The sequence below is a fragment of the Arthrobacter sp. KUASC02 genome (genome assembly GCF_059739395.1).
Window position 1 is genome coordinate 4,260,213 of the sequence record NZ_AP046053.1, and the last position, 25,417, is coordinate 4,285,629.

A 25,417-nucleotide genomic window follows, 5' to 3' on the forward strand; every position below is an offset into this window, starting at 1 on the left:
GGCTTCAAGACACGTGGTCGGCCGACTCCGGGTAGCTCTGCCGGTAGACATCCTTGATGATGCCCAGCGACTTTTCGGCCTCCGCCGGACTGATCCAGAACGGCTCCGGGTCGTCCAGGCGAGCGTAGAAGTCGTCAATCAGCAGCTCGTGCGAGACTCCCCAATAGGATCTGCCGCCGGATTCGCTGGTGCGCTCCGGAATGACGTCCACGCGTCCGTCCGCATGCGTCACCGTGAGGTCGCCGCGCAGGCTGAGGACCGCTTTTTCAGTGACCACATCCAGCGTCACGGGCGCGTTGTACGCATTCGCCAGGGTGGCATAGAACGCACTCCGGGCCCCGTTGGCATGTTCCGCCACGAATTCCGCGGTGTCCTCCACCTCGATGGCGCCGCCGAGGAAGCGCGTGGAGGCATTGCCGGTGACACTGACAACGTCGCCCACCAGCCATTGGAGCAGGTCAACGGTGTGGATGGCCTGGTTCATCATCAGCCCGCCGCCGCCACCCGCCCAGGTTCCGCGCCACGGCCGGCTTTCGTAGTACTCGGCGGAGCGCTGCCACATGACCGTTGCGGACGCCCCAACCACCGCGCCCAGCTCGCCGGACCGGAGCAGCGAGTGCATGGCCTGCGACGTCGCGTTGTACCGGTTCTGGAAGCACACCGCGATTTTTGCGGTGCCCGCCGAGGCGGCCCCCACCAGCCGCCGGCCTTCCGCCAGCGTGTGGGCCAGCGGCTTTTCCACGATCACATTGACGCCGCGTTCCAGGCAGTCCGCCGCCAGCGAGGCATGCTGGTCGTGCGGGGTGCAGATGTGCACCACGTCGGGCCGGACGGCGTCGATCAGGCTCAGGTGGTCGGCGAAGCCGGGGACGCCGTAGGCGGCCACCGCGGCGGCCAGCCGCTGCGGATCCGAATCGCAGACCGCAACCAGCGTGGCGCCGTCGAGCTTTGCCACCGCCTCAAAGTGCACGGCGGAAACATCGCCGCAGCCGATGACTGCCGCCGTCGTGCTCAAGAGAGTTCAACCCCGTTCTTGGCAGCGAGCGCCGCGAAGGCCCGGGCGGCGATGCCGAACGCCACCGGGCCCGAGAAGCCGCCCAGCTCGTGGGCGCTGGCCAGGTGCGGTTCCAGCGAGGCGAAGCCGGTGAAGCCGTCCGCCTTCAGGGCGGCGATGGTGGCATCCAGTTCGCCGTCGCCCTCGCCGGAGGGAACCACTTCGCCGGTGCCGGCCAGAGCGTCCTTGACCTGGAAGTACTCAAGGTACGGCCGCAGCATGGCATAGCCGTCGGTGTACGGCTTGACGCCCACCTGGACAAAGTTGGCGTTGTCCCACGCGATGCGCAGCGCCGGGGAATCCACGGTTTTCATGATGTCCAGGACCCGCTCGGGGGTGTCACCGAAGATGCCCTTTTCGTTTTCATGCAGGAGTACGACGCCGGACTCCGCAGCCAGCGCTGCCAGCGCACCCATGCGGACCATGACGTCGTCGCGGATGTCTTCGGCGCTCTGGTCCTCGGCGCGGTAGAAGGAGAAGATCCGGATGTATTTGGTGTCCAGGCCCTTGGCCACGGAAATGATCTGGCGCAGCCGGTCCAGTTCGTGTTCCACCGGCAGGCTCACGTCCACTTTGCCGATGGGGCTGGCGACTGCCGAGACCTTGAGGCCCTTCTCATCAAGGATGCCCCTGAGGGCCGCGACCTGCGGCGCTTCAAGTTCGGAGACGTTGGTGCCCCAGGCGCTGCGCACCTCGATGTGGCTGGCGCCCAGCGCCAGCAGGACCGCCGCCTGCACCGCGGGATCCGGATCTATCTCGTCCCCGAAACCTGAGAGGGGCCAGACTGCGGTTGTTGTTTCGCTCACGCGGATCTCCTGGGGTTCGCGGCCGCCGCGCCGGGCAGCTTGATCAGGCTCCAGTGCGGTGACGCAGTTCACAAACGGTGTCCAGCCCAGTTTAGCCAGCCTGGTCATCAATGACAACCGGTTGCCAAACTTTGACAATCTATGGCATTCTTTGCAGAACGGTTCTGTGGTGGCAGTCACAGGCCCACCCACCCGACCCGGCCACCACGTTCAGAGAGGAGCGCCGTGGCTACGACGCAACCAGCAGCTGTGGACCGTCCGCCCACCATCCACGACATTGCCGCGCTCTGCGGCGTGGCGGCCTCCACTGTGTCCCGGGCCCTCTCCACGCCGGACCGCGTCAACATCAGGACGCGGCAGCGGATCGAGGCGGCCGCAGCGCAGCTGAACTACATCCCCAACAGCCAGGCCAAGGCACTGAGCTCCGGCCGCACCGGCGCGGTGGGAGTGCTGGTCCCGGACATCACCAACCCGTTCTACTTCGACCTCATCCGGGGAACCCAGCTCCAGCTCAAGGCGGCCGGCTACACCCAGTTGCTGGTGGATACGGAGGAATCCGACGAGGTGGAGGCCAGCACCATGGAGCAGCTGCGCAAGAGTGCCGACGGCATTGTGGTGGCCGCCTCCCGGCTGAGCGACGACGCCTTGCTCGCGGCTGCGGCAAAGATGCCGATGGTGACGATCAACCGCGACGTCCCCGGCGTCCCCGCCGTCCTCATAGATACCCCGTCAGCTACTAGCCAGGCCCTGGACCACCTCATCTCGCTGGGCCACACCCGCATCGCCTACATGGCCGGGCCACCCACCTCGCAGTCCAGCGAACGCCGCTGGACCGCACTGTCCGTCGCTGCCGAGGAACGCGGCGTGGAAGTGCGCCGGCTGGGACCCTTCGCCCCCAAGACGCAGTCCGGCGCAGCCGCTGCGGACGCCGCCGTGCACAGCGGAGTGACGGCCTGCATCGCGTTCAACGACCTCATCGCCATCGGCATGCTCCAACGCCTTCGCGAACGCGGCATCCGGGTTCCGGAGGACATGAGCATTGTGGGCTGCGACGACATCTTCGGCGCCGACTTCTGCAATCCGCCGCTGTCCACCATGGCGTCCCCGATCGAACAGGCGGGCCGGGTGGCGGTGTCCATGCTGCTGGCCCAGCTGAACCCGCTGGCCGGCGGCGGCACCCGCAGCCGGTCCGTGATGCCCACCCACCTTACGGTCCGTGCCTCCACCGGGCCGGCGCCGGCTGCGGCTGTGGCTACACCGGCTACGCCGGCTACGCCGGGGCTCGGGTAGCCGTAGGCTCCGCAGGCGCCACCGGGGCTCGGCACCCAGTAAGTCCGGGGCGGTTTATCACGGACGTCGCAACAGGGGTCTGCCTTGAACATACCTGCTGAGGCCGGGATCGAGTACTAGTACTACTCCCGGAGTGACGTGTGGCCCTTCGGGTACCGTGATCGGGCAGTTTTGCATGCGAGTCTTATCGGATGAGTAAGAGTCCGGATGCTGGCCTTCTCTAATGAAATCCTGGTCTGACGGGCGACCCGTGAGGGAGTGTCTTGCGGCAGGGATTCTAAACCGGGACAGCAGGACATGCCGCAGCGGGGCAGCCGGAGTCTTGACAGCCGATTGCTATCAGGAATCATCGGTGGTGTCGCGAACGGGATGGGGCCACGCTGATGACAGACACAGGAGCTAAACAATGGGGACGTTGATCGGCGCTGTGCACTCTATGGGGGGCGAGCAGCCTCGGCTCGAACGCGTGCTACTTCCCGAGCGGCATGAGTTCGAGGTGGTAGTTCCGGACGGCTCGGGGGTCCGGGGTTATGTGACCAGCTATGAGGTTTGGGACTCGTTTGTGCGGGTGAACGTGACTTTTATCGATCAACCGCTGCGGAGAGGGCGCGAAGACGCGCTCGTTCTACGGCTCTCAGACGGCACGTTCGCGAAGATGGTTCACGGGAATGGCGGCGGGAGTGACCGGTTCAGCGTTATGGGAACGGCGTTCGCCCGCCCGCTCGTCGCCCAGACTGCGACGCTCGGGCTCGGACGGGACCCGCGCAGAGCCCCAGCGCCTCGCATTGTCCAGGATCCGCGAGGCGTGGTGCTGCCTGCTCGCGATCCTTCCGAGGAGATGGTTTTCACGCCGATCATGGACCTCGCGCTCCCGTAGCGGATCCGGCGGCGGGACTCACCATCCGTTCCCGTTATCCAAAATGGGGGAGCGATGGCTTCTGGCGTCTCTTGCGGTCCGTGTTGGCTGGGCGTAACGTCCGCAGCATAAGGGTTGCCTTGGAGGCCTCCATGCGTGTGCTGCTACGCCATTTCATCTCCATGACATCAGTCTTGTCCGTCTGCCTCGGCCTTTCGGCGTGCACCGTCACCGAGGCGCCATCCCCCGCACCGACTTCGGAGGCCCGCACGGTCCCACCGTTGCTCACGGTCCCACCGCTGCCCAAGAGCGGCGACATCGACGCTGGTACATACCTCGTCACCAGCTTCGCAGAGAATTTCGAGATCACCGTCCCAGACGGCTGGGTGAGTGAAGGCGGCGCCGGCGTGGGCAAGGACGACCCGGATCACCCGGATGAAAGGGCGGTCTTCGTGGGTTGGTGGCCCTCCGACCATGTGCCAAGGGACGCATGCGCGTGGCAGGGCGCGCTCGTCGAGGTCAATCCATCGGCTCAGGCTTTCGTCGACGCGTTGACGGCGCAGACGTCAACGGCCAGCACCACTCCCGTCGAGGTCGTGGTGGGCGATTACTCCGGCGTCGAGTTCGACCACTCCGTCGAGGGCGACGTGAATATCAAAGCCTGCGACAATGGTCAGTTTTGCGTTCACTCAGAATATTCGAATGTATGCACCCGCTGGTACTCGAGCGTTGCTGAGCGCGAAACCTACCGGGTGGTCAACCTGAACGGCCGGCGCGCTATGTTCTGGGTAGTCCAATTCCACGAATCGATCAATCCGGAGCTGACACGAGAGGCACGCGCCGTCTTCGACTCGATCGTTTTCAAGCTCCGACAAGTGACCAGCTGATGCGATAGGCGATCTCCTTACGGGACGGACGAACCAGGTACTGCTAACTTTGCCGCTGCGTCGTGATAAGTCGCGAACTTGGCGGATGCGCTGGACCAATCCAGCACAGCTCTGGGGCGGCTGTTGATCTCCGTTGCGGCGAAGAGGGCATCCGCCGGTTTGATGGTGCTTAGGTCATCTCCTTTCCGGAAGTACTGACGAAGTAGTGGAGTGGTCCCCAGAAGTTGGACACGCAATTTAGGATCCTTCTTCAGGGAGTAGTCAGATGTACTTGAGAAGCACGTTGAGTCACTCCGATGCAGTGTCGTCTATCGAGTTGTTCGAGCAAGGGCTGACTGCCAAGTCCGTCGCGCTTGCTCTTGATTTAGCACCCAACCCTGTCCAAATGTTGTATGAACGATGGCAGGTTCGAGGATCGGGTGCGCTGATGACAAGAAGCCGTAAGCAGTACGACATCGAAACCAAGCTCCTAATCGTGCGGCGTCATCTTCAGGGCGTGTCCGGACGCGTCCTGGCCAAGGAGTATGGCCTTCCCTCTCCCGGCACCGTCACGAATTGGACGAGAATTTACCGACGCGATGGTGAAGACGGCTTACGCCCGAAGAAACGGGGCCGGCCACCAGTCGATCCCGAGAACGCACTTCCCGAGAGCGAGGTCGAGCAACTCCGACGGGAGAACGAGCGGTTACGTGCGGAGGTGGCGTACCTGGGAAAATTGCGGGCCTTGAGGGCACAGGAACGACGCTGAAAGTTCAAGCGATAGATGACCTCAAGGCCCACCACCGGTTACCGCTGTTACTGCACCTGGCAAAGATTCCCCGGTCCACGTTCTACGACCACCGCAACCGGCTCACCCGACCGGATCGGCACGCGACACTCAAAGAAGCCATTCGTCAGGTCTTCACGCAGGCGCGAAGCGCATACGGGCATCGACGCGTCCTGGCCATGCTGCTGCGACAGGGATGGACAGTGTCGAAGAAGACCGTGCTGAAGCTCATGCGTGGGCTCGGCCTGCAAAGCCCAGTGCGTCGGCGGCGCAGATACAACTCCTTCCGCGGCGAGGTCGGTAAGACGGCCGATAACGTGTTGAACCGCCAGTTCGAGACTGCGGTAAAACACACAAAGTGGGCCACCGACGTCACCGAGTTCACGGTGGGTATCTCCAAGGTTTACGTCTCACCGGTCCTTGATCTCCATGACAATCGAATCGTCTCTGTCATGGCGGGTCCGTCTCCGAGCGTCAAAATGGTCACCGACGGCCTTCGCAATGCGATCAGCGGCCTCGCTCCGAATGAGCGACCCCTGGTCCATTCAGATCAGGGATTTCAGTACCGGCATCCGCTCTGGCAGGACACGCTCCGCGAAGCCGGACTGACTCAATCAATGTCCCGTAAGGGCACGTGCTTGGATAACGCCTCCATGGAAGGGTTCTTCAGCCACCTCAAAGAGGAGTGGTTCCGAATCCAGCAACCCAGGACCATCGAGCAGTTCCATACCGGGCTAACCGAGTATCTGCGTTGGTGGAACAGCACCCGGATCCAACGAAGACTCGGCTACCTCAGCCCCGACGAATACCTCGCTCGCAAGCTCGCCACCGCGTAACGTCTAATTAGGAATCCAACTTCTGGGGACCACTCCAGTAGGCCATTAGCGTTCTCGTTTGACGCGCGCTGCCAGGGGCTGGCCGGATCGCAGAAGTACACGAGCGTCCCCAGCGCAGCTGTGACCTCGGCGTGTTTGGCCATCTCTGATCCACGGTCCCACGTCAATGTCCTCCGCAAGGTGGCCGGCATGACTCCGAGCACTTCGATGAGCTGGTCACGCACGTTGTCGGACCTGCTCCCCGGACGGAGCACGAAAGCGACGAGGAGTCGCGAAGAGCGTTCAACCAGCGTCACTATCGCTGATTTGTTTCCTTTCCCCATGATGAGCTCACCTTCCCAATGGCCAGCTTCCTCCCTGGTGGCGATGTGGGCCGGGCGGTCCCCGATCTTCAGAGCATCATTAATGTGCCGGCGTGGCTTCACCTTGGTCCTGGACCTTGGTCGCCTGCTGAACTTACCCGAACGCAGCAGGCGGGCAGATCCCGCTGGAACGGGGCGGATGCCTAATTGGTAGAGCGCACAGTAGATCGTTTCATGAGCCAAGTGCCGGCGCTTTTCCCCCGGAAACCGTTCCTTTAGGGCCCAGGAGACCTGCTGGGGGCCCCACCGCTTCGATAGACAGACCACGACGTAATCCCTGAGCTCGTCATCTCCGGCAAGCCTTGCCAGTCTGGGTCGCGGCCTTCTCTTCTGTGCCATCTGCTGGGCGCCGAACGGATGATAGCGACATGAGTCCGGTCGATTCCGGGCCAACTCCCTGCTGATTGTGGAGGGTGACCGGCCGAGATCGCGGGCGATAGATTGAAGACTCGCTTTACCCAGCAACCGGTCGGCAATGAAGATGCGTTCGTTCTCTGACAGATAGCGACTGGACACGGTTGCGGCCGGAACCGCTTTACCGGGTCTCGGGTCCAAGCCCTGCTGCACCAGGCCCTCGACCCCGTTGCGCCCATGCAACCAACGCCTGCCCGTGTTTTTGTGGATCCCAAGAAATCCTGCATGCTGCCGAGTTGGAGTGGCCTTCTTTCATGAGCTGAACGTACAAGGGCTTCTTCTCAACCAAGCCCTCTGGGCCCATTTTTCGCGATCGGCGCGTCGAACTGCGCATGATCCAACACCTCTTTCAGAGTGGTGTTGCGACGTTCGTGAGAAGCCGTCCGGGCCTGATTCAGGCGGACACAGTTGAGCATGGTTGACACTGCTGACTAGTCTGGATCACATGCGCGAACTCCAGGCCAGGATCATTGAAGAAATGGGCGTCCAGCCCCGGATCGACCCCGCCGGGGAGGTGCGCAAACGCGTCACGTTCCTGAAGGACTACCTCAAGGCAACGAACACCAAGGGCTTCGTGCTGGGCATCTCCGGCGGCCTTGATTCCTCGCTCGCGGGCCGGCTTGCCCAGCTCGCTGTCGAAGAGCTCGCGGCAGAAGGAACGGACGCCAATTTCGTGGCGGTCCGTCTCCCCTACGGTGTGCAGCACGATGAGGACGACGCCCAGGCCGCCCTGGACTTCATCAAGGCCAAGACCGAGTGGACCTTCAACATCTCCGCTGCGGTGGACGGCTTCGAGGACGAATTCGAGAAGACCGTGGGCAACGGAATCTCCGACTTCCACAAGGGCAACACCAAGGCCCGCACCCGCATGATCGCGCAGTACGCCCTCGCCGGCGAGCACAACTACCTGGTCATCGGCACGGACCACGGCGCCGAATCCGTCACCGGATTCTTCACCAAGTTTGGCGACGGCGGCGCGGACATCCTGCCGTTGTTCGGGCTGAACAAGCGCCAGAACCGGGCACTCCTCGCCGAGCTGGGCGCTCCCGCCCGGATCTGGGAGAAGGTGCCCACAGCCGATCTCCTCGACGGCAAGCCCGGCCGCACCGACGAGGACGAGCTCGGCATCACCTACGACCAGATCGACGACTACCTCGAGGGCCGCGAGGTCCCCGAGTCCGTGGCCGAATCGATCGAGCAGAAGTACCTCCGCACCCGCCACAAGCGCACTGTCCCGGTCACCATCTTCGACACCTGGTGGAAATAGCCTGACCCCGGCAGCCGCCGGGGTCAGGCTCTGAGTCCGCAGGCTCCGGTCAGTCCCGGACTTCCACAGTTCCCTTCATTCCCATGAAGTCGTGGAGGGCGCAGATGTAATCGAAATCTCCGGCCTTGTTGAACTTCACGGTGAAGGTGCTCTTCGGCAGCATCAGGCCGGAACTGAGGTCTCCGCCGGTGAAGTCAGCGGGGTCACCCACGGCTGCGAACTCGTCGGCTGGCTCCTCGCCGAAGGTGACGGTGTGCGGAGCTCCCATGCCGTCATTGACAAACGTCACTTCGTCGCCAACGTGGACTAGGATGTGGGCCCGGACGAACCGCATGAGCATGGCCGTCTCGTTGTCTGTGCCTGCGATGACGGTATGGTCATCGGCTTTGGCCCGCGCCGCGTCCCACTGCTCGTAGCCGTCCCGCAGGATCTTCCGCTCCTGTTTGTTGGACTGGCGGTCGTACTGCGACTGGGAGTAGGGGTAGTCGGTTCCCGCGTCCCGAACGTGAACGGTCCCCTTCATGGCCATGCCATGGACCAGGCAGTAGTAGATGAACTCGCCCGTGTCCGGGAATTTCAGCGTGTAGCGTCCCACTTCCTTGAAGCCGCTGTCCGAAACGTTCGTCATGACACCCGAGTTGTAGTACGACTTTCCGTCGTAAGTCTTGCCGCCTTGGGCTTCAACATACTGGGGATTCTCCGGGTTGAACGGCTGCGTGGACTCCAGGGACTGGCCTTCGGCAAGGAACGTCACAGTATGGATTTCTGCTGCGTTCGCTTTCCAGGTGATCTTGTCCCCGGCGTTAATGTAGATGTTTTCGGGGAGGAAGGACATCCCCTGAATCGCCTGGTCCGATGACTCGGAACCGACCTGCACAGTCCAGGTCCTGGGTGATTTTCCGCCGTCCGCGACGGCAGTGCCGCTGAGTGCCACCGGCATCAGCAGCGAGATCAGCGCCGCCACGAGCACGCGGATAAGGCGCGGGATCTGGCGGCTTTCTTTTTGGAGAGCCATAAGACTCATTCCTTCGGTGTGTTTCCCTGTGTTCTCGTAGGTGCCGGGAAACCGGTGATACGGTTCCGGCGTTCTCCTGCCACCGCGCCTACCCAGGCTCAGGCGGGAAGGCAGTCAATATATCCGGCGCGCCACCCTTACTCCTCAGCAGGATCACCGCTATGCATCCGGTGGGGGAAGGGACCGGTTGACGCAAGCGGCGTCGCCGCCGGTCCGATCGGTTGGACACTGCCGATACAGTTCCAATCGTGCTCCGACCAGAATAATTTGTCGATACTCCGGCAAACCCTTAAGCTCCACCCGGTGACCGCGTCAGCAGGGTGGAGATCCTGTGCGCCTCTTCCATCAGGAGGCGGCCCAGGGTTTCCTGCCGGTCCCCGCGGAACCGCGGCTCGATGCCGGTCAGTGACAACGCCCAGGCGGGGCGCCCGCGCTGGTCAAAAACCGCCGCGCCCATGCCCCAGCTGCCCTCCAGCACCAGCCCGGGATTGACCGAATAGCCCGCCTGCCTGGTCTGGGCCAGGTTCTCCCGAACCAGGGCTTCGGTGTGCGCCGCAGCGAACTGACCGGCATGCACGGCCCAGTTGGCGAGCAGTTCCTCCTGTTCGGCCTCGGGCAGGAACGCCATGATCGCGGTGCCGGCGGACGCCACACCCAGCGGGAACCGGACGCCCTCGTGCAGCACAAACGAACGCACGGGAAAGCTGCCTTCCTCGCGGAGCAGGCATACTGTTTCGGTTCCCCGGCGGATGGAGAAGAAGGCGCTTTCACCGGTTTCCTCGGCCAGCCGGCGCAGGCTGGGCCGGGCGATGTCCTCCAGCGGAAAGCGGGCTGAGGCCACGGAACCCATTAGCAGGATCTCCGGCCCGAGCACCCAGTTGCCGCTCTGCGGGTCCTGGTCCAGCAGCCCCTCGGACGCCAGCGAACTCAGCAGCCGGTGGACGGTGGGACGGGTCAGGCCCGATTCCCGAACCACTTCAACGAGCGGACTGCCTTCGGGCTGCCTGCCCACTATCCTCAGCAGGGTGGCCACCCTGCTCACCACTTGGGCCCCTTGGACCGGCACCGAAGTCATAAACTCTCCCCTGAATCCTCGAAATCATCCACAATATGGACACATCACAGCATACCGTCCACACTGTAAAAATGCTCTAGATTCCGGTAAATTCGCGCCTTGACAGCCCCGCGAAACGCCCCGTACGCTCCCATTCCAGAACAACAGTCCACAAAGTGGATTATCGGCTTCGCAGGGGACCCGCACTGGCGGACCCGCCCGCTCAATGAGGAGATGCAATGTCAAAGGTGAAATCCGGCCCGGCCGCCGCGCTGCAGGACGTGCTGCGGGACGGCATGACGCTCGCCGTCGGAGGCTTCGGCCTCAGCGGTATCCCGGCTGACCTGATCGAGGCCGTCCGCGATTCCGGCGTCAAAGACCTGACCGTGGTGTCCAACAACATGGGCGTGGACGGCAAGGGCCTGGGCGTGCTGATCGAGGCCGGACAGGTCCGCAAGGTGATCGCCTCCTATGTGGGCGAGAACAAGCTCTTCGCCGAGCAGTACCTTGCCGGCAAGCTGGAAGTCGAGTTCACGCCGCAGGGAACCCTCGCCGAACGCCTCCGCGCCGGCGGCGCCGGCATCCCGGCCTTCTACACCAAGACCGGTGTTGGCACCCTCGTCGCCGAGGGCAAGCCGCTGGCAGAGTTCGACGGCGAAACGTACGTCCAGGAGCGCGCCATCCTGGCCGACGTTGCGCTGGTCCACGCGCACACTGCGGACACTGACGGCAACCTGATCTACCGTTACACGGCCCGCAACTTCAACCCGGTGGTGGCCACGGCCGGTGCCATCACGGTGGCCGAAGCCGAGGTGATCGTGGAACCCGGACAGCTGGATCCGAACCATGTGGTCACCCCCGGCGTGTTCATCCAGCGCCTGGTGCAGGCCAGCGGCCGGGTCAAGGACATCGAGCAGCGCACGGTACGCCCGCGGACCGAACTCGCATTTGCATAACCCCCTGAATCTATCTAAGGAGAACCCCATGGCCTGGACCAGGGATGAAATGGCTGCCATCGCGGCCGAAGAACTGAACGACGGCGACTACGTCAACCTTGGCATCGGCATCCCCACGCTGGTGGCCAACAACCTGCCCGACGGCGTCCGCGTGGTCCTGCAGAGCGAGAACGGCCTGCTCGGCATGGGCCCGTTCCCCTATGAGGGCGAGGAGGACGCCGACCTCATCAACGCCGGCAAGCAGACGGTCACGGTGCTCCCCGGCGGCAGCATCTTCGACTCGGCCGCGTCCTTCGGCATGATCCGCGGCGGCCACGTGAAGGTTGCCATCCTGGGCGCCATGCAGGTGTCCGGAGCAGGCGACCTCGCCAACTGGACCATCCCGGGCAAGATGGTAAAGGGCATGGGCGGCGCCATGGACCTGGTGGCCGGCACACCGCGCGTTGTGGTGTTGACCGAACATAACGCCAAGGACGGCACCGCCAAGATCGTCAAGGAGTGCACCCTTCCCCTCACCGGCCTGAGCTGCGTGGACCGGATCATCAGCGACCTCGCGGTCTTTGACCTGGTGAAGGCAGACCCGGATGAAGCGAACGACGGCGGCCGGCAGCTCACGCTGACCCGGCTCGCCCCGGGCGTCACCGTGGAGGAACTCCGCGCGAAGACGGAAGCCGCCTTCGACGTCCAGCTCGAAAACGAAGGAGCCGCAGCATGAGCCTCAAAGACCAGTTCGGCAAGGACGTCCTGCTGACCGGCTGGGGCCACAGCCGGTTCGGCAAGCTGACCGACGAAACCCTCGAGTCCCTGATCGTCCAGGTGGCCACCGAGGCGATCGGCAACGCCGGGATCGAACCGAGTCAGATCGACGAAATCTACCTCGGCCAGTTCAACTCCGGCATGATGCCGCTGGCATTCCCGTCCTCCCTGGCCCTGCAGGTCTCGGAGCAGCTGGCCAACGTGCCCTCCACCCGCGTGGAGAACGCCTGCGCTTCCGGCTCTGCCGCGTTCCAGCAGGGCACCAAGTCGCTGCTGGCAGGCACCGCGAAGACCGTGCTGGTCATCGGTGCCGAAAAGATGACGCACGCCGGAGCGGACGTCGTGGGCGCGGCCCTCCTCGGCGCGGACTACGACATGGCCGGCAAGGCCTCCACCACCGGCTTCACCGGCCTGTTCGCCGAGGTGGCCAAGCACTATGAGAAGCGCTACGGACCGGTGTCCGATGTGCTGGGCAGCATCGCGGCCAAGAACCACCGCAACGGTGTGGACAACCCTTATGCCCAGCTCCGCAAGGACCTCGGCGAGGAGTTCTGCCGCACCGTCTCGGACAAGAACCCGATGGTGGCCGACCCGCTGCGCCGCACCGACTGCTCCCCCGTGTCCGACGGCGCCGCCGCCGTCGTGCTGTCCGTCTCACCGACCGGCGGGGCAACCGCCCCGGTGCGGCTCGCCGGCTTCGGCCAGGCGAACGACTTCTTCCCGGCCGAGCGCCGGGACCCCACCGCTTTCGCCGCGACGCGTGCGTCCTGGCAGCGCGCGCTGGGGATGGCCGGCGTCGGGCTTGAGGACCTGGACTTCGCCGAAGTGCACGACTGCTTCACCATCGCCGAACTGCTCATGTACGAGGCGATGGGGCTGACCGAACCCGGCCAGGGTTCGTGCGCCGTGCAGGAAGGCTGGGTCTTCAAGGACGGCAAGCTGCCCATCAATGTCTCGGGCGGGCTCAAAGCCAAGGGCCACCCGGTCGGCGCCACCGGCGTCTCGCAGCACGTCATCGCCGCCATGCAGCTCACGGGCACCGCCGGCGACATGCAGCTCGCCAGCCCCCGCCGCGCCGCCGTGCAGAACATGGGCGGAGTGGGCATCGCCAACTACGTCAGCGTCCTCGAGGCCGTCTAACCGGAGTCCGCCCCCGCCATGACCTTCTTTTGTCCGCAGGCAGCGCCCGACGCGCCCATGTACTCGCGTGTCGGGCCTTGTGGCCGTCGAAAGAAGGTCGTGACGGCGCGAGGCCGTCTAACCCCACCCCTGTAAGTAGCAGCAGGTGTCGTTTTGAACCCTCAAAACGACACCTGCTGCTACTCAGTTGGGCTAGCGGCCCCGGATCAGGGCCACGATCTCCACGAAGCCCAGCCGCTCGGCGTTCTCCAGTGCAGTCCGCCCCTGGGGGTCCCGGATGCCGGGGTCCGCGCCCGCGTCGAGGAGCTGCCGCACTACGTCCTGTTGCCTGGGGCCGCCGTTGTTGAGCAGGATGGCTTCCTGCATGGCGGTCCAGCCCAGGTTGTTCACGTGGTTCACGGGCACGCCGGCGGCAATGAGGATCCGGACGGTGTCCACGTGCCCGTGTTCGCTGGCGGGGATGAGAGCCGTTCCGCCGAAGCGGTTGGTGCTCTGGACGTCCGCGCCTGCGGCCAGGGTCAGCTGCAACACTTCGTTGAACCCCTCGGCCCCGGCATAGAGGAACGCCGAGTCCTGGATGGCGTCCTTGGCATTGACGTTGCCGCCGGCCCGGATGAGCTCCGCCACCGCAGCGGCGTCGTTGGCTTTGGCCGCCCGGATGAGCCGCTGGTCCAGTTCCGCCTGCGCCTCAGGGGGCAACGCAGGCGGAGATTCTGCCATGGGCGTGGCGTCCGTGGTCTGCCCTGCCGACGGAATCGCCGTCGGCGTCCCGGGAGTGACGTGAACGGTCGACGGCGGGGAGTCCAGCCGCTCCGGCTGTCCCGGACCAGCCTGGCAGCCAGCAAGGAAAGCTGCCATGCCGCCGGCGGCGGCGAGCACTGCCAGTCGCCGCCGGCCCGATGCAACGCGCCACGTCCTGAACCGCCCCATGGACCAGAGCCTACTTCGCGGTTCCGGTGGCCGCAGCGGCGATGGACTCGGCGCCGGCCGTAGCGCAGGCTTCGTCCAGGGCACCGTCCGGGGCGCCGCCCACGCCGATGCCGGCCACGGACACGCCGTTGACCTTGAGCGGGACGCCGCCGGCGAGGAACAGGGTGCCGGGGAGGTCCGCGATGCTGGGTCCGTTGCCGTTGATGCGCTTGGCGAGCTCGCTGGTGGGCGTGCCGAAGGCCGCGGCGGTGTAGGCCTTCTGCTGCGCGGCCTCAATGGTGTGCTCGGCTGCGTTGTCACCGCGAAGGAGTGCCTGGACGGTGCCGAACCGGTCCACCAGGGCCACCGTGACGAACGGCAGCTTGTCGGCCTGGCACTTGGCGAGGGCGGCCTTGACGGCGTCCGCGGAGGCACCCACGCTGATCCGGTTCTGCGCCACCACGGTTTCGGGAGACGGCTGGACGTCGACGGCGGGCACAGCGGCGGGCACGGGTGCCGGCACGGCGTTGGCCGCAGCCGTCAGCCCTCCGGTCATGAGGAGTGCTCCGGCAGCAGCAGCGGCGGCGATCTTGTTGGACTTCTTCACGGGTTCTCCTTGGATCGGGGCATCAGGGGCTTGCGTCTCAAACGACCTCAGCGGCACTGCCCGGGTTCGTTCCCGGGCCTCGAATCCATCCTCCCGGCCGGGGGCGCAGCCGGCATCGGGCAATGGTCTGCCGCAGCCTCCCCCATCGGGCTGGGCGTATCAGCCAAATGGCTGAGAGACCAATAACGGCGCGGGCCCTAGCATGGTGAGGAGAACTCCTCCACCGGAACCGGACCCCCATGCCCTCCTTACCGCCAGCCTTTCGGACCCCGCTGGGCCGCATTGACGCCGTCGTCCATCTTGGCTTTGCCGTGCTCCTGGTGGCGTCGGCGGTCCGGTACGTGATGCGGCACAGCCCCGCGGACAACCTGTGGGTGCTGGCCCTCGCGGCCGCAGTGTGTTCGCTCTATGCCGTCATCGCCGTGCTCTCGCAAAAGCGCCGGCCATGGGCGGTGTGGATGTTCGTCCTGGTGGCGTTTTGGGCGGTGCTGGTGATTGCGGCGCCCAGCTTCGCGTGGTGCTCGTTTGCGCTGTTCTTCCTGTGCCGGACCGCCTTCACCGGCTGGGTGGCGTACTTGGCGGGAGGCGCGACGGCGGCGGCCACCGCCGTCGGACTGTTCCGGCTGAGCGGCGGCAGCGATGTTGCCATGCTCCTGGGACCCCTGGCCGTGGGCGTGATGCTCACGCTCATCTACGACCGGATCGAGCAGGACGCCGCCGAACAGCGCAGGCTGCACGACGAGGTGTCGCTGGCCCAGGGCCGGCTGGCGGCCAGCGAGCGCAGGGCCGGCACCATCGAGGAGCGCGAACGCGTGGCCCGGGAAATCCACGACACCGTGACGCAGGGCCTGGCCAGCAGCCTCCTCCTGCTGGAAGCCGCGAACCGGTCGTGGCCCAGCCAGTCCGCGCGCGACGACGTCCTCAGCGCCAGCGGGATGCTCCGCCGGAACCTGGCGGAGACCCGCAGCCTGGTCCACGAACTCGCCACCCCCGGCCTGGACACCGCGCCGCTGCCGGACGCCCTGAGCCAGGCAGCTTCCCAGTACATACCGGGTATGCGTATGTTCGTGACCGGTGAGCCGCGGCCCGTCCCCGCCGATGTCCGGCACGCGCTGATCCGTGTGGTCCAGAGCGCCGCGGCGAACACGCAGCTGCATGCAGCGGCGGCGAACACCACCGTGACGCTGGGCTACCTGCCGGGCTCCGTCACGCTGGATGTGTACGACGACGGCGCCGGCTTCGACCCGCTGTCGCTGGCACCGCCGTCGGACGCCGGAGGCTACGGCCTCCGGGCGATGCGCCAGCGGGTGGAACAGCTGGGCGGAGTATTTTCGGTGGAAAGCAGCCCCGGGGAAGGGACGATCGTGGCCGCTCAACTGCCCACGGGTGACGAACAGTGAAGCCCATCACCGTGCTGCTGGTGGACGACCATCTGGTGGTCCGCAGCGGGCTCAAGGCGCTGCTGGGAACGCAGCCGGACATTGACGTGGTGGCTGAGGCGGCTTCCGGCGAGGACGCCCTGGCCCTCGCGGAGCAGCTCAGCCCGGCGGTGGTGGTGATGGACCTGGCGATGGGGCCGGGCATGGACGGGATCGAGGCCATCAAACAGCTGCGGCGGCAAAACGCCAGGCAGGCCGTGCTGGTGTTCACCACCTACGACTCGGATGCGGACATTGTCCGCGCCGTGGACGCGGGAGCCATGGGGTACCTGCTCAAGGACGCGGCGCCGGAGGAGATCTTCGCCGCCATCCGCGGGGCGGTGCAGGGCAAGAGCGTGATGAGCGCACCCGTGGCGTCCCGGCTTTTCCAGCAGCTGCGGAACCCGGACGAGATCCTGACACCCCGTGAGGCGGAGTTGCTGAGCCTGCTGATCGAAGGCCTCAGCAACCGTGAGCTCGGCCGGCGGCTGTTCATCTCCGAGGCCACCGTGAAAACCCACCTGGCGCACATCTATGCCAAACTCGGCGTGGAGACCCGGGCCGCGGCAATTGCCACGGCGATCCGGCGCGAGGGAATGCGGTAGCGGATTCCTGCCGCAACCTGCACGGGTCAGGCAGCCGGGTTTAGACTCAGATCTGGCCCAGCACCCCACCGAAGGAGCCCCCATGCGCGCCACCATCATCCACGGCCCCGGAGACATCCGGGTTGAAGACCGGGACTACCCCACCATCCAGCTGCCCACCGACGTGGTGGTCAGGGTGACGGCGTCCTGTGTGTGCGGCTCCGACCTGTGGCCGTACCGCGGTGTCAGGCCCACGAAGAAACCGACGGCCATCGGCCACGAATTCGTCGGCGTGGTGGAGAGCGTTGGAGAAGACGTGACCGAACTGGCGGCGGGCGACTTTGTCATCGCGCCGTTCGTGGTCAGCTGCGGCGAGTGCCCGCAGTGCCTCAACGGCGTCACCGTTGCCTGCGACCACCTGGCCGGCTGGGGCGGCCGGGATGACACCGGACACAAGATCGACGGCGGCCAGGGCCAGGCCGTCCGCGTTCCGCGCGCCGAGAGCACCTTGGTCAAGGTTCCGGGCGTCACCGAGCCGGACGCTGCGCTCACAGCCAACCTGCTGACGCTGTCCGATGTCATGGCCACCGGCCACCACGCGGCGCTTGCGGCCAAGGTCGCACCGGGCCGCACCGTTGTAGTGGTGGGCGACGGCGCCGTCGGGCTTTGCGGCGTCCTCGCGGCCAAGCGGCTGGGGGCGGAGCGGATCATTGCCATGTCCCGCCACGCGGACCGGCAGGCGCTGGCCCGCGAGTTCGGGGCCACGGACATCGTGGAGGAACGGGGCGACGACGGCGTGGCCAAGGTCCGCGAGTTGCTGGGCGGAGTGCTGGCCGATTCCGTGCTGGAATGCGTGGGCACCAAGGAATCCATGGAGCAGGCGCTGCACTGTGTCCGGCCGGGCGGGGCCCTTGGCTTCGTGGGCGTCCCCACCGGCGGGGGCGAGGTCCCGCTGCGCTACCTGTTCGACTCCAACGTCTCCATCGCCGGCGGCATGGCTCCCGCGCGAACGTACATCCCCGAACTGCTGGCGGATGTGCTGTCCGGAGCCATCAACCCCGGCCGCGTTTTTGACTCCGTGATGCCGCTGGAGGAAGCGCCGGAAGCGTACAAGGCGATGGATGAACGGCGCGCCATCAAGGTGCTGCTGACTCCCTGATCCGGCCGCGGCCCGCACGCAGTTAACAGGCGCGATATCGGCATCCCGCCAGGGCCGCCGAATGCGATACTAAGTGTGCGTAGTGTCCCGGGCCGCGTGCAGTCCGGGACCTCGCTTCGTTGCGAGCCGGGGGAACTGAATGCAACTCGACACTTTAACCCTCAGGGTTGCCTTCGCCATTGTCGCGTTCACGTTGGCGCTCCTGTTCTACTTCGCCGCGTACCGCAGCACGCGCTCCCCGTACAGTGCTTGGTGGTGCGTGGCCCTGACGCTCTTCCTCGCGGGCTCCGCGTCCTACCTCTTCAACGGAACAGCGCACCAGGTGTGGGCCAATCCGCTGGGGAACTGCCTGCTTGTGGCCGGGGCGGCCTGCGTGTGGGCAGGTGCCAGGTCGTTGCGGGCTTCGCGGCCGCATTCCTGGCAGCTGGCCGCCGGCCCTGCGGTGGTGACGGTGTCATCGGCCCTCGAAAATCCGGGGGTAAACATCTGGGCCGGAGGCGCCGTCTTCCTCGCCCTGATGAGCCTGATGCTGGGCCTGGCCTCCCGCGAACTCTGGCGCTTGGAACCGGGCTACTCCAGGGTCCGGATCCCGCTGGCCATCGCCGCTGCTTTCTTCTCCGCCTACTACTTCTGCCGGCTGATCGTGTACGTCGGCGAAGGCCCGGACGGCCGGATCTTCGTTGCCTATTTCGGCTCGGCGGTCACCACCCTGGTCACCATGGTGCTGCTGGTGGTGGTGTCCTTCAGTATGGCGGCCCTGAGCAGCGAACAGCAGACGCGCGCCCTTCGCGCCGTCGCCACCCAGGACGGCCTCACCGGGCTCCTCAACCGCGCGGCCTTCCTGGATTTGGCCTCCGACGAGCTGCAGCGGCTGCGGCACACCCGAGCGCTGGGCTCGCTGATCCTGGCCGACCTGGACCATTTCAAGGCGGTCAACGACACCTACGGCCACGCTGCCGGAGACACGGCCCTGCAGTCCTTCGCCGCCGCGTGCAACGGCACGGTCCGCTCAACAGACCTGGTGGGACGATACGGCGGCGAGGAGTTCATCTTCCTCCTTCCGGGTGTGAGCCCGGACCGGGCAGAGGCCATCACCCAGGAAATCAACCGGCATTTGAAGGCAGTACGCGGCCCGGGCGGTTCCCGGATGCCAACGGTCAGTTACGGCATCGCGCCCATCGGTCACGGGGCGTCCGACCTTGACGAGCTGATCGCTACGGCGGATGCCGCCCTGTACAAGGCCAAATCCCAGGGCCGCAACCGCACGGTCCGGGGAATCCCCACGCCGTAGCCCGGACAAAGTAGGGCACTTCTCCCCTTTGCGCGCCCCGCCGCGGGGTCTAGCCTGATCCGCATCAGCATCCAACGCCGTCAAGGAGCCGTCATGGCCGGGTTTGTGCAGATCATCCAATTCCAGACGTCCCGCATCAAGGAAATCGAAGAGCTGGGCCGTCCGTCGAGAACGGAGGGCAGCACCACGCCCACGTTCCGCCGCATTGTTGCCGCAGCGGACCGGGACCATCCAGGGACCTACTTCACCATCGTGGACTTCGATTCCTTTGACTCGGCGATGGAGAACTCCGGACGCCCTGAGACATCGGAGTTCGCTGCAAAAATGGCCGCCCTGTGCGACGGCCCCGTGATCTTCCACAACCTGGACGTCATGTGGGAGGACACCGGAGAGGGCGCGGACAACGGCTAGGAGCAGGACATGGTTTCGGTAGGCCGTGGTCCGGGGCCGGACACCGCCGGCGGGGGCAGCCTCGTTGTTGAGCTCGCTCAGCTGGCCTCGGGGTCGCTGGCACTGGTGGGCGGCAAAGCGCTGAACCTCGGAAAACTCGTGGCTGCCGGCTTTCCGGTTCCGCCTGGTTTCTGCCTGACGACGGCGGGATACCGGATGGCTGCGACGGCGGAACTGGACGCCATTGCGGCCCGCCTGGACGGGGCCGTACTGGACGGGGCCGTACTGGACGGGGCACCCGGGCTGTCGGGCGGGGAGCGTGATGAACTGGCGCGGCGTGCCCGGGAGGCGGTGGTGGCAGCACCGGTGCCGCCCGACGTCGAGGCCGCAGTCCGCGGAGCCTACAGGACGATGGGCAATGCGCCGGTGGCGGTGCGGTCTTCGGCCACCGCCGAGGATCTGCCGTTCGCAAGTTTTGCGGGGCAGCAGGACTCCTTCATGGACGTCGTTGGCGCCGATGCCGTCGTCGAGGCGGTCCGCCGCTGCTGGGCCTCCCTATGGACAGACCGTGCGGTGGCCTACCGCACCTCGAACGGGATCAGCCACCGCGAGGTGGGCCTCGCCGTCGTCGTTCAACAAATGGTCGACGCCGGCATGGCCGGCGTGCTGTTCACCGCCAACCCGGTGACCGGCACGCGGACCGAGACCGTCATTGACGCCGCTCCGGGGCCGGGACAGGCGGTGGTGTCCGGCTCCGTAAATCCCGACCATTTCGTGGTGGAGACCGCGTCGGGCCGGACCCTGCAGTCGCCGGACGGCACGGCGCTAAGCCTGGCCAAGGACCAGCTGCGCGAACTGACCTCCCTCGGCGACGCCGCCCAGCGGTTGTTTGGCGCGCCCCAGGACGTGGAGTGGGTGATCGACGCCGGGGGTAAGGCCTGGCTGACCCAGTCGCGGCCCATCACCACGCTGTATCCGCTGCCGGACGCCGACCCGTTCGGCGGACAAGCCGGGACGGAGCAAACGGCTGGCTCGGATACGCGGGTTTACCTGTGCGGCACGCTGCTCCAGGGACTCACCCGCCCCATCACACCGATGGGGCTCTCGGTCCTGGGCCTCATGAGGGGCAACAAGGGGCCTTGGAAATACGTGAACCCGGGATTGCGGATGTACATCGAGCTGACACCGATCATCCGCAGCAAATCCGGCCGTAAGGCACTGGTGAGGATGCTGCCGCTCGCGGACGGAAGGTCGGCTGCCGTCTTCCCGTCGCTGCTGGAAGACCCGAGGTTTGCCGTTGTCCGGCGTCCCCGCAAGAAATCGGACCGGAAGGTCACTCAGGGCGCCGGCAGGACCGAGGCGAAGGGCAGCGAGGGAACCCAGAGCCTGGGCCTGATGATAGCGCTCTTTCCGGCCATGATCCGTGCTCTGCTGTGGCCGGACGGGGAACTGCGCAGGGCCCGCCGTTTCCAGGACCGCCTCGAAGCCCGGCTGAAGCTCCCCCTCCCGGCCTCTGCGGCGAGGCGGCTGCAGCACGCGGAGAATGTCCTGGGAACCGGTGTCATCAACGGGTTGATCCAGGCCACCCTGCCGGGGCCGTCCGTGGGGTACCTGATGCTGGCCGCGGCCCGCAGGCTGCTCCGCGGGATTGCCCAGCCTCGCGAACTTGAGGCGGTCCTTCGGGGGCTTCCCCACAACGTGACCACCATTATGGACCTGGAATTGTGGCACCTGGCGGTGTCCCTGGGCCGGGACCCGGACGCGCGGCGGGTGTTCTCGGAGCTGAAGCCCGGTGAGCTGGCCGCGCTGTATCGGGCCGGCGCGCTCCCTGCCGCTGCCCAGGCCGGGCTGCGGAAGTTCCTGTCCAAGTACGGCCACCGGGCCGTGGCGGAGATCGACCTGGGGATGCCGAGGTGGGCCGAGGAACCCGACCATCTCCTGGGAATGATCTCGAACTACCTCCGGGTGGAGGATCCCGAACAGGCACCCGACCGCCAGTTTGCCAGGGCCGCCGATCATGCGGAGGCGCGGATCAGCGAGCTGGTGGACCGGGCCGGTGAGAATAGCCTGCTGCGCGGAAGACTCGTGGCGCTGTGCCTGCGCCGGGCACGCCAGCTGTCCGGGCTGCGTGAATTGCCCAAGTTCTACATCGTGATGGTGCTCGCGGAGATGCACCGGCAGCTCATGGCCGTGGGCGCCGAGCTGGCGGGGAACGGCACCGTCGCGGCCGCCGCCGACGTGTTCTTCCTGGACTTCGATGAACTGCGGGTGGGCCTGCGCGGGGCGGACCTGAAAGGAATTGTCGCCGGCCGCCGTCGGCTGTACGACGTCGAATTGCGGCGGCGGCGCGTTCCGCGCCTCCTGCTCTCGGACGGCACCGACGTCGAGGCAGCCATGATGGCCGCGGCCTCCGGATTGCCCCGGACTGCGGCACCGGACCGGCTGTCAGGGACGCCCGCGTCCGCAGGCACCGCCTCCGGGAAGGTCCGGGTGGTCATGGATCCTATCGGGGCGCACCTGGAACCCGGGGAGATCCTGGTGGCCCCGTCCACTGATCCCGGCTGGACGCCGCTGTTTATGACGGCGGGTGCCTTGGTGATGGAGATGGGCGGTGTCATCTCTCACGGGGCGGTGGTGGCCCGTGAGTACGGCATCCCCGCCGTCGTGGGTGTGGCTGATGCCACCGTTCGGTTGCGCGACGGTCAGACCGTCACGGTGGACGGCGCGGCCGGAACCGTAACGTGGTGAGGCTCTTTTCCATGGCGCAGGAGGAACCCCGTTCCGCCGGTGGGGTTGCGGATGACGCAACCCAGAGGGACGCGGCGATCCGCGGCTGGGACTGGGCCGTCCTTCCTGAGGGCTCGACAAGTAGCCGGTTTCCAGCACCGAGCGGAGGCCTGGCGGTGGTCACCATGGGCAAGCCGCAGAACCCGCGGGTGGTGCTGATTCCCGGGGCCACGGGTTCCAAGGAGGATTTCGCCGTGATGATGCCCGAGCTCGCCGAGGCAGGCTTCTACGTGCTGAGTTATGATCTGGCGGGCCAGTACCAATCGGCAGGCGCCGGCCCGGAGAACCTCGTCCCGCCCCGAAGGCATTATGACTATGAGCTCTTCGTCAACGACTTCATCGCTGTTCTTGAGTCGGGCGAAGGTCCGTCGCATGTGGTGGGCTACTCCTTTGCCGCGATTCTGGCGCAGATCGCCTACTCGCAGCGCCCGGAACTGTTCCGCAGCCTCACGCTCCTCAGCTGCCCGCCCTTGACGGGGCAGTGTTTCCGCGGAGTCAGGAGGATCGGGAGGTTCACCGGCTGGGCCAACGGCCGGGTGGGGGCCGCGGTGATGATCTGGGCCATCCGTCGCAACGTCAACAAGGTCTCCCCCAACCGGTTCCGGTTTACGCGCCGGCAATCAGTCCGGGACATCTACGAACTGATGAAACATGTGCCGGACCTCCGGCGGGCCATCGCCGCCGCCAAGGTGCCGAAATTCGTGGCCGTGGGAGAGCACGATCTTTGGCCGCTACGGCTGCACCGCCAGTTCGCGCAGTCGATAGGTGCCCGGATTTCGGTCTACCGCGGAGGCCATAGCCCGTCCGAAACGTCGCCGCACCAGTTCGGCCGGGACCTGCTTGCCATGTATGCCGCGGACACCTGAGAGAGACACAAAGTGTCGCAAGGGCACTTATACCCTTGCACGTTATGCGTCAGCCCCGTACGTTGGGGACAGCGGGGGACGTTCTCCGCTCTGCGGGCATCCGTGCCTGCAGAGAAAATCAGAGTCACATAAAGGAATGCAGCCATGGCAACAGGCACAGTTAAATGGTTCAACGCCGAAAAGGGTTTTGGCTTCATTGCCCCCGATGACGGATCAGCTGACGTTTTCGCCCACTACTCGGCGATCGCTAGCAGCGGTTACCGTTCACTGGACGAGAACCAGAAGGTCGAATTCGATGTGACCCAGGGTCCGAAGGGCCCGCAGGCAGAGAACATCCGCCCTCTCTAAAGGCTTAGGGTAACGGCACCGGCGCCCAGCCGGGCCGCCCCTGCACCACCAACAGCCCCTCCGAACCACAGGTTCGAAGGGGCTGTTGCGTTGGCGATCCCGCGGCTCACCACGGTCAACGCTTAGCAGTTGGCCCCGTCTTGTGCCCGGCGCGTTGGACTGCCCGGTACACCGTGGACCTGGCCACGGAAAAGAGCTCCGCGAGTTCGCCCGTGGTGTGCTCGCCGGCGTCGTGCAGCTTCACTAAGTGGGCTTCCTGCGCCGGAGACAGCTTGGGTTTCTTGCCGCGCAGGCGGCCTTTGGCTTTCGCGATCTTCATGCCCTCGCGGGTGCGGGCACGAATCAGGTCGCTCTCGAATTCAGCCACCATGGCCAAGACGTTGAACAGCAGCTTTCCCACCGGGTCGGTCGGATCGTGCACCGATCCGCCGATGCTGAGTTTCACATTCCGCTGGGCGAGCTCGTCGACGATTTCGTGGGCATCCCGAACGGACCTGGCCAGGCGGTCCAGCTTTGTGACCACGAACGTGTCCCCGTCCCGGCAGGCCGCCATCGCTTCCCGGAGGCCCGGGCGGTTCCGGTCAGTGCCCGTCAGCCCGTGATCAACGTAGATCCGGTCCGGGGTGATCCCCATAGCTGACAATGCGTCGCGCTGCGCCGTGAGGTCCTGCTGCTCCGTGGACACCCGCGCGTAGCCGACCAGCAAAGCGGTCATGCGCAACAGTGTGCCACGCGACTTTTGGGCGGACCAGATATGCCACCGTCACCGGGCACTCCATCGGACGGGTCTTACGGTGGCGGCTCTCCACGGGACTGCGTTTGTGCTGGTGAGGGGTGGGTCCGCCCGGAGAAGGACCCGCTTACGGGACGGCTTGTACGGGCGGGTGTGCGAGAAATGTTTCGCTGTGTTTCGTGGTGTGGTTGGTCCGCTGGGGTGCCCGGAAAGGTACCTCGGCGTGCGAACGCTCAATGCGGAGGTCGGGCCGACCTACAAAGGCCTCATGTCATCGGCCCGCAGCAAGGCCATACGCGCAAAATCCGAGGCCGAGGAGAATCCACAAAAATGCGAGCACATGAATCTGCGCCTTGCCACGTTGCGTCCACCATGCGATGTCGACCTCCGCAAACCACGACCGGATAGTCGCTGCTCGCCTCGCCACGAACCCTGCAATCACCCACACAAACAGGCCAGATCCAAGAACAAACAAACCGAATAGCAATGCCGGACTCATCCTTAGGCCTTCCGTTCCCGCTTCTTCCATCCGGGCCTGGGAACCAGTCCGGACGGAAATTCGTACGTGGAGGTCTTCACGATGGATCCATCGAGCAAAGACACTTCGACGTGAACGCGTCCAGGGCTCTGAATCTCTTTGGAATTCCCAGTACAAACTGCCCGCACGACGTCCTTGACGAACGTCACGTCCTCATCGGCCCAACCCAGCTCCCAGCGGGCGCGCCCGTCACCGTAAGACAGCAATAGTTGAACCGCGCCAAGGCAGGCCAAACTCTTGGTGTTCCCGCTTCATCCGTTGGATGGAAATCAGCCTGCGCAAAAGGGTACGAGCGCCCACCGGGTCCGTCGTCACTGACAATGATCGC

The 25,417-nt window shown here is 65.7% G+C and carries 24 protein-coding genes and 1 pseudogene; 17 read left to right on the plus strand and 8 right to left on the minus strand.

The annotated features are described in order from the left end of the window. Nucleotides 1-4: 4 nt before the first annotated feature. Nucleotides 5-1,015 carry a Gfo/Idh/MocA family protein gene (locus AC6JAC_RS19550; RefSeq protein WP_497966201.1) on the minus strand — a complete coding sequence of 337 codons (1,011 nt, stop codon included), beginning with the start codon at nucleotides 1,013-1,015 and terminating at the stop codon, nucleotides 5-7. After that, complete coding sequence (locus tag AC6JAC_RS19555) at nucleotides 1,012-1,860, minus strand: sugar phosphate isomerase/epimerase family protein (RefSeq protein WP_347895745.1); 849 nt, start codon at nucleotides 1,858-1,860, stop codon at nucleotides 1,012-1,014. The genes AC6JAC_RS19550 and AC6JAC_RS19555 overlap by 4 nt, the downstream gene beginning before the upstream one ends. Nucleotides 1,861-2,085: 225 nt before the next feature. Between AC6JAC_RS19555 and AC6JAC_RS19560 the strand changes: the two genes are divergently transcribed. From AC6JAC_RS19560 to AC6JAC_RS19580, 5 genes are all read left to right on the plus strand, one after another. Beyond that, the gene (locus AC6JAC_RS19560; protein WP_231511355.1) at nucleotides 2,086-3,150 is read left to right on the plus strand and encodes a LacI family DNA-binding transcriptional regulator; all 1,065 of its coding nucleotides are present in this window, start codon (nucleotides 2,086-2,088) and stop codon (nucleotides 3,148-3,150) included. Between the two features lie 406 nt (nucleotides 3,151-3,556). Further along, nucleotides 3,557-4,027, plus strand: coding sequence for a hypothetical protein (locus tag AC6JAC_RS19565; RefSeq protein WP_497966204.1), 471 nt, complete (start codon nucleotides 3,557-3,559; stop codon nucleotides 4,025-4,027). Between the two features lie 131 nt (nucleotides 4,028-4,158). Then, entirely contained in the window at nucleotides 4,159-4,893 is a 735-nt protein-coding gene (locus AC6JAC_RS19570; protein ID WP_454697523.1) for a hypothetical protein, read from the plus strand. A gap of 427 nt (nucleotides 4,894-5,320) precedes the next feature. Beyond that, nucleotides 5,321-5,641: a transposase gene (locus tag AC6JAC_RS19575; RefSeq protein ID WP_497966879.1), complete on the plus strand. Its 321-nt coding sequence runs from the start codon at nucleotides 5,321-5,323 to the stop codon at nucleotides 5,639-5,641. Then, nucleotides 5,638-6,495, plus strand: a complete 858-nt coding sequence (locus AC6JAC_RS19580) for an IS3 family transposase (RefSeq protein WP_497966881.1) — start codon at nucleotides 5,638-5,640, stop codon at nucleotides 6,493-6,495. The genes AC6JAC_RS19575 and AC6JAC_RS19580 overlap by 4 nt, the downstream gene beginning before the upstream one ends. 35 nt (nucleotides 6,496-6,530) lie before the next feature. Here the strand turns inward: AC6JAC_RS19580 and AC6JAC_RS19585 are convergent. After that, a pseudogene (locus tag AC6JAC_RS19585) lies at nucleotides 6,531-7,424 on the minus strand (IS30 family transposase); the annotation flags it as partial. A gap of 292 nt (nucleotides 7,425-7,716) precedes the next feature. Here AC6JAC_RS19585 and nadE point away from each other — a divergent pair. Then, nucleotides 7,717-8,538 carry an NAD(+) synthase gene (gene nadE, locus AC6JAC_RS19590; protein ID WP_028272428.1) on the plus strand — a complete coding sequence of 274 codons (822 nt, stop codon included), beginning with the start codon at nucleotides 7,717-7,719 and terminating at the stop codon, nucleotides 8,536-8,538. Nucleotides 8,539-8,587: 49 nt separating this feature from the next. Here nadE and AC6JAC_RS19595 read toward each other — a convergent pair whose 3' ends face one another. Continuing rightward, on the minus strand, nucleotides 8,588-9,553 hold the full coding sequence (locus tag AC6JAC_RS19595; protein ID WP_497966207.1) for a plastocyanin/azurin family copper-binding protein: 966 nt from the start codon (nucleotides 9,551-9,553) through the stop codon (nucleotides 8,588-8,590). A gap of 289 nt (nucleotides 9,554-9,842) precedes the next feature. Further along, nucleotides 9,843-10,628 (minus strand): IclR family transcriptional regulator, encoded by a 786-nt coding sequence (locus AC6JAC_RS19600; protein ID WP_497966209.1) that lies wholly within the window; start codon nucleotides 10,626-10,628, stop codon nucleotides 9,843-9,845. Nucleotides 10,629-10,846: 218 nt separating this feature from the next. Here AC6JAC_RS19600 and AC6JAC_RS19605 point away from each other — a divergent pair, with 218 nt between their 5' ends. From AC6JAC_RS19605 to AC6JAC_RS19615, 3 genes are read left to right on the plus strand one after another with little or no spacing between them, the layout of a single operon-like run. Next, nucleotides 10,847-11,563, plus strand: a complete 717-nt coding sequence (locus AC6JAC_RS19605) for a CoA transferase subunit A (RefSeq protein WP_028272431.1) — start codon at nucleotides 10,847-10,849, stop codon at nucleotides 11,561-11,563. Nucleotides 11,564-11,591: 28 nt separating this feature from the next. Beyond that, nucleotides 11,592-12,278: a CoA transferase subunit B gene (locus AC6JAC_RS19610; RefSeq protein ID WP_028272432.1), complete on the plus strand. Its 687-nt coding sequence runs from the start codon at nucleotides 11,592-11,594 to the stop codon at nucleotides 12,276-12,278. Continuing rightward, nucleotides 12,275-13,459 (plus strand): acetyl-CoA acetyltransferase, encoded by a 1,185-nt coding sequence (locus tag AC6JAC_RS19615; RefSeq protein WP_497966211.1) that lies wholly within the window; start codon nucleotides 12,275-12,277, stop codon nucleotides 13,457-13,459. Before AC6JAC_RS19610 ends, AC6JAC_RS19615 begins: the two co-directional genes overlap by 4 nt. 192 nt (nucleotides 13,460-13,651) lie before the next feature. Here AC6JAC_RS19615 and AC6JAC_RS19620 read toward each other — a convergent pair whose 3' ends face one another. After that, nucleotides 13,652-14,317, minus strand: a complete 666-nt coding sequence (locus tag AC6JAC_RS19620) for an ankyrin repeat domain-containing protein (protein WP_454699889.1) — start codon at nucleotides 14,315-14,317, stop codon at nucleotides 13,652-13,654. An 82-nt stretch (nucleotides 14,318-14,399) separates the two neighbouring features. Next, nucleotides 14,400-14,975, minus strand: coding sequence for a GlcG/HbpS family heme-binding protein (locus AC6JAC_RS19625; protein WP_497966213.1), 576 nt, complete (start codon nucleotides 14,973-14,975; stop codon nucleotides 14,400-14,402). Nucleotides 14,976-15,214: 239 nt separating this feature from the next. Here AC6JAC_RS19625 and AC6JAC_RS19630 point away from each other — a divergent pair, with 239 nt between their 5' ends. The 8 genes from AC6JAC_RS19630 to AC6JAC_RS19665 all read left to right on the plus strand — a co-directional run bounded on the left by AC6JAC_RS19630 (nucleotide 15,215) and on the right by AC6JAC_RS19665 (nucleotide 23,818). Continuing rightward, entirely contained in the window at nucleotides 15,215-16,375 is a 1,161-nt protein-coding gene (locus tag AC6JAC_RS19630) for a sensor histidine kinase (protein WP_497966215.1), read from the plus strand. Continuing rightward, nucleotides 16,372-16,998, plus strand: a complete 627-nt coding sequence (locus tag AC6JAC_RS19635; RefSeq protein WP_028272437.1) for a response regulator — start codon at nucleotides 16,372-16,374, stop codon at nucleotides 16,996-16,998. The genes AC6JAC_RS19630 and AC6JAC_RS19635 overlap by 4 nt, the downstream gene beginning before the upstream one ends. 82 nt (nucleotides 16,999-17,080) lie before the next feature. Then, complete coding sequence (locus AC6JAC_RS19640) at nucleotides 17,081-18,136, plus strand: zinc-dependent alcohol dehydrogenase family protein (RefSeq protein ID WP_028272438.1); 1,056 nt, start codon at nucleotides 17,081-17,083, stop codon at nucleotides 18,134-18,136. A gap of 139 nt (nucleotides 18,137-18,275) precedes the next feature. Then, complete coding sequence (locus AC6JAC_RS19645) at nucleotides 18,276-19,427, plus strand: GGDEF domain-containing protein (RefSeq protein ID WP_028272439.1); 1,152 nt, start codon at nucleotides 18,276-18,278, stop codon at nucleotides 19,425-19,427. A gap of 93 nt (nucleotides 19,428-19,520) precedes the next feature. Beyond that, on the plus strand, nucleotides 19,521-19,838 hold the full coding sequence (locus AC6JAC_RS19650; protein WP_028272440.1) for a hypothetical protein: 318 nt from the start codon (nucleotides 19,521-19,523) through the stop codon (nucleotides 19,836-19,838). Between the two features lie 9 nt (nucleotides 19,839-19,847). Beyond that, nucleotides 19,848-22,565 carry a PEP/pyruvate-binding domain-containing protein gene (locus AC6JAC_RS19655; protein ID WP_497966218.1) on the plus strand — a complete coding sequence of 906 codons (2,718 nt, stop codon included), beginning with the start codon at nucleotides 19,848-19,850 and terminating at the stop codon, nucleotides 22,563-22,565. A gap of 11 nt (nucleotides 22,566-22,576) precedes the next feature. After that, on the plus strand, nucleotides 22,577-23,470 hold the full coding sequence (locus AC6JAC_RS19660; protein ID WP_497966883.1) for an alpha/beta fold hydrolase: 894 nt from the start codon (nucleotides 22,577-22,579) through the stop codon (nucleotides 23,468-23,470). A 144-nt stretch (nucleotides 23,471-23,614) separates the two neighbouring features. Further along, on the plus strand, nucleotides 23,615-23,818 hold the full coding sequence (locus AC6JAC_RS19665; RefSeq protein WP_013599688.1) for a cold-shock protein: 204 nt from the start codon (nucleotides 23,615-23,617) through the stop codon (nucleotides 23,816-23,818). 115 nt (nucleotides 23,819-23,933) lie between these two features. On the opposite strand, the gene AC6JAC_RS19670 is transcribed toward AC6JAC_RS19665, so the two are convergent. Next, on the minus strand, nucleotides 23,934-24,533 hold the full coding sequence (locus AC6JAC_RS19670) for a recombinase family protein (protein WP_347895774.1): 600 nt from the start codon (nucleotides 24,531-24,533) through the stop codon (nucleotides 23,934-23,936). Nucleotides 24,534-25,417: the final 884 nt, after the last annotated feature.